Here is a 2,915-nt window from a genome sequence, read left to right as displayed (position 1 = left end):
GGTCTTGCCATGGTCAACGTGACCGATGGTGCCGATGTTGCAGTGCGGCTTAGTACGTTCGAACTTTTCCTTGGCCATCTTCTTAGCTCCAGGACCCCAGAGGGGCCTTCAGTTGATTGGACTACTTCTGAGGTGGGCTGGAGGGGTCTCCAAGGAGGCCCCTCCCATCCGGCGACTAGGCTTTGTCCCGAGGGACGCGGCTTAGGCGTACTTCTTGATCACTTCGTCGGCGACGTGCTGCGGCACTTGCTCGTAGTGATCGTATTGCATCGTGAACTGGGCGCGGCCTTGCGACATGCCACGCAGGGTGTTCACGTAGCCGAACATGTTGGCGAGCGGCACGAAGGCGTTCACCACCGTGGCGTTGCCACGCATGTCCTGGCCCTGGATCATGCCACGGCGGCTGTTCAGGTCGCCGATGACCGAGCCCAGGTATTCTTCCGGCGTCACGACTTCCACGGCCATGATCGGCTCGAGGAGCTTCGGGGCACCCTTTTCACGCAGTTCCTTGAAGGCGGCGCGCGAGGCGATTTCGAAGGCCAGGACCGAGGAGTCGACGTCGTGGTAGGCGCCGTCGATCAGGGTGGCCTTGAAGTCGATGACCGGGAAGCCGGCCAGCAGACCGTTGTCCTTCACCGATTCCAGACCCTTCACGACGCCGGGGATGTATTCCTTCGGCACCGCGCCGCCGACGATGGCGCTTTCGAACACGAAGCCCGAACCGGCTTCGCCCGGCTCGAACACCAGCTTGACGCGGGCGAACTGGCCCGTACCGCCGGTCTGCTTCTTGTGGGTGTAGTCGATCTCGGCCTTCTTCGAGAGGCTCTCGCGGTAGGCCACCTGCGGCGCGCCGATGTTGGCTTCGACCTTGTAGGTGCGCTTCAGGATGTCGATCTTGATGTCGAGGTGCAGTTCGCCCATGCCCTTCAGGATCGTCTGGCCCGACTCGTGGTCGGTCGAGACGGTGAAGGAGGGGTCTTCGGCGGCCAGCTTCTGCAGGGCGACGCCCAGCTTTTCCTGGTCAGCCTTCGACTTGGGCTCGACGGCGATTTCGATAACCGGGGCCGGGAACTCCATGCGTTCCAGGATGACCGGCGACTTCAGCGGATCGCACAGGGTGTCGCCCGTGCGGGTTTCCTTCAGGCCGGCCAGGGCGACGATGTCGCCGGCGTAGGCTTCCTTGATGTCTTCGCGGTTGTTCGAGTGCATCAGCAGCATGCGGCCGACGCGCTCGCGCTTGTCGCGGGTCGAGTTCATCAGGGACATGCCGGTTTCCAGCTTGCCCGAGTAGATGCGGCAGAAGGTCAGCGAACCGACGAAGGGGTCGTCCATGATCTTGAACGCCAGGACCGACAGCGGCTCGTCGTCCGAGGCCTTACGCTCGACTTCGGCTTCGGTCTTGAAGTCGATGCCCTTGGTCGGCGGGATATCCACCGGCGAGGGCAGGTAGTCGACGACGGCGTCGAGCAGGGGCTGGACGCCCTTGTTCTTGAAGGCCGAGCCGCAGAGGATCGGATAGAAGGCGCCGGTCAGAACGGCCTTACGGATGCACTTCTTGATCGTCTCTTCCGAGGGCTCTTCGCCGCCCAGATAGGCTTCCATGGCCTCGTCGTCGAGCTCGACGGCGTTCTCGATCAGGTAGTTGCGGGCCTCGAGGGCCTTGTCCATCAGGTCGGCCGGGATCTCTTCGTCCTTGTAGGACGCGCCCAGGCCGTCGTTGTCCCAGACCACGGCCTTCATGCGGACCAGGTCGACCAGGCCCTTCAGCGAGGACTCGGCGCCGATCGGGAACTGGATCGGCACGGCCTTGGCGCCCAGGCGGTCGCGGATCGACTCGACCGACTTGTCGAAGTCGGCGCCGATCTTGTCCATCTTGTTGACGAACACGATCCGCGGAACCTTGTACTTGTCGGCCTGACGCCAGACGGTCTCGGTCTGCGGCTCGACGCCGGCGTTACCGTCCAGCACCGTCACGGCGCCGTCGAGGACGCGCAGCGAGCGTTCCACTTCGATGGTGAAGTCGACGTGCCCGGGGGTGTCGATGATGTTCAGGCGCTTGCCGTTCCAGAAGGCGGTCGTCGCGGCCGACGTGATCGTGATGCCGCGCTCTTGCTCCTGCTCCATCCAGTCCATGGTCGCGGCGCCGTCGTGGACCTCGCCGATCTTGTGCGACTTACCGGTGTAATACAGGATCCGCTCGGTCGTGGTCGTCTTACCGGCGTCGATGTGCGCCATGATGCCGAAGTTGCGGTAGTCTTCGATTTTATGCGTGCGGGGCATAGCGATCGCTCTGCGAAACGGGACGGCCCAGGACGGACACGACCGGGATTAAACGTGCGGCGCGGGCGGTTTATCGCAAACCGCCCGCGCCTGAAAGAGTGCTGGAAGCGAAAAGCTTACCAGCGATAGTGCGAGAACGCCCGGTTGGCTTCCGCCATCTTGTGGGTGTCTTCGCGCTTCTTCACGGCGGTGCCGCGGTTGTTCGAGGCGTCGAGCAGCTCACCGGCCAGCTTCTCGGTCATGGTGTTTTCGCCACGCTTGCGAGCGGCGGTCACCAGCCAACGGATGGCCAGGGCGCGGCGACGGTCCGGACGGACTTCAACCGGCACTTGGTAGGTGGCGCCGCCAACGCGACGCGACCGGACTTCGATCGCCGGAGCGACGTTGTCCAGGGCGGAGTGGAAGGTTTCAAGCGGACCTTGGTCCTTGCGCTTGGCTTCCAGGATGTCGAAAGCGCCGTAGATGATGTTCTCGGCGACAGCTTTCTTACCTTCGTACATCACGTAGTTCATGAACTTCGTGACAACCAGGTCCCCGAACTTCGGATCCGGCAGGACTTGGCGTTTCTCGGCGCGACGGCGGCGGGACATTCTTCTTCTTCCTTACTTCGGACGCTTGGCGCCGTAGAGCGAACG

At 63.2% G+C, this 2,915-nt stretch carries 3 protein-coding genes; all 3 read right to left on the bottom strand.

The window, feature by feature from the left end:
• A partial coding sequence (locus tag DI526_RS23325) for a hypothetical protein (RefSeq protein ID WP_007443273.1) occupies positions 1 to 78 on the bottom strand: 78 nt, incomplete at its 3' end.
• 123 nt (positions 79 to 201) lie between these two features.
• Positions 202 to 2,280, bottom strand: coding sequence for an elongation factor G (gene fusA / locus DI526_RS23320; RefSeq protein ID WP_304283421.1), 2,079 nt, complete (start codon positions 2,278 to 2,280; stop codon positions 202 to 204).
• A gap of 116 nt (positions 2,281 to 2,396) precedes the next feature.
• The gene (gene rpsG / locus DI526_RS23315) at positions 2,397 to 2,870 is read right to left on the bottom strand and encodes a 30S ribosomal protein S7 (protein ID WP_004624018.1); all 474 of its coding nucleotides are present in this window, start codon (positions 2,868 to 2,870) and stop codon (positions 2,397 to 2,399) included.
• Positions 2,871 to 2,915 lie beyond the last annotated feature (45 nt).

The sequence above is a fragment of the Caulobacter segnis genome (assembly GCF_003243465.1).
GTDB classification, from domain to species: domain Bacteria; phylum Pseudomonadota; class Alphaproteobacteria; order Caulobacterales; family Caulobacteraceae; genus Caulobacter; species Caulobacter segnis_A.
Note: the sequence above shows the minus strand (reverse complement) of the source record. Positions and strands in the feature narration are given on the sequence as shown.

Excerpts from the sequence above, each read along its gene's own strand:
- rpsG (WP_004624018.1), bottom strand. The coding sequence starts at position 2,870 with ATGTCCCGCCGCCGTCGCGCCGAGAAACGCCAAGTCCTGCCGGATCCG.
- fusA (WP_304283421.1), bottom strand. The coding sequence starts at position 2,280 with ATGCCCCGCACGCATAAAATCGAAGACTACCGCAACTTCGGCATCATG.